Raw genomic sequence first — 540 nt, forward strand, 5'->3', positions numbered from 1 at the left:
CGGGCTGACGAGGGCCAGCTGCGCCTGCATGCGCTGCGCGCGCTGCCAGGCGCGTTCGTGCTCGGGGTGCTCGTTGCGCCAGCGCTCGCAGGCCGCGTGGTCCTGCGCCGTGGCGTCGCCGGCATGCAGCCGGGCCAGCCATTGCGCCGCCGCGCGCACGGCGGCGCGGTCCGGGGGCAAAGGTGCGGCGGCGGGGCTCAATCCACCGCCAGGATGCAGGCCTCGAACGCCTGCGCCATGTAGCGCTTGACGCTGCGCTCGGTCACGCCCAGCGTGGCGGCGATGCGGGCGTAGTCCTGCCCCTCGATCTGCGACAGCAGGAAGGCGCGCCGCGCGCGCTCGGGCAGGCCGGCCAGGGCCGCATCCAGCCGGTGCAGCGCCTGGCGGGCCATGGCGTGCTGCTCGGCCGAGGGCCACTGCGCTTCGGGCAGCGTGGCCAGCGCGTCGAGCCAGGCGCGCTCCAGCGACAGCCGGCGAAAGTGGTTGGCCACGAGCCGGCCCGCCACGGTGACCAGGTAGGCCCGGGGCTCGCGCGGCGTG

At 76.7% G+C, this 540-nt stretch carries 2 protein-coding genes; both read right to left on the reverse strand.

What is annotated here, in order from left to right; all coding sequences use genetic code 11:
• A partial coding sequence (locus tag AC27IO_RS25310) for a DUF4880 domain-containing protein (RefSeq protein WP_498741356.1) occupies positions 1 to 180 on the reverse strand: 180 nt, incomplete at its 3' end.
• A 17-nt stretch (positions 181 to 197) separates the two neighbouring features.
• On the reverse strand, positions 198 to 540 hold a 343-nt coding region (locus tag AC27IO_RS25315), incomplete at its 5' end, for a sigma-70 family RNA polymerase sigma factor (RefSeq protein ID WP_498741357.1).

The organism is Acidovorax sp. KNOB132 (genome assembly GCF_057541515.1).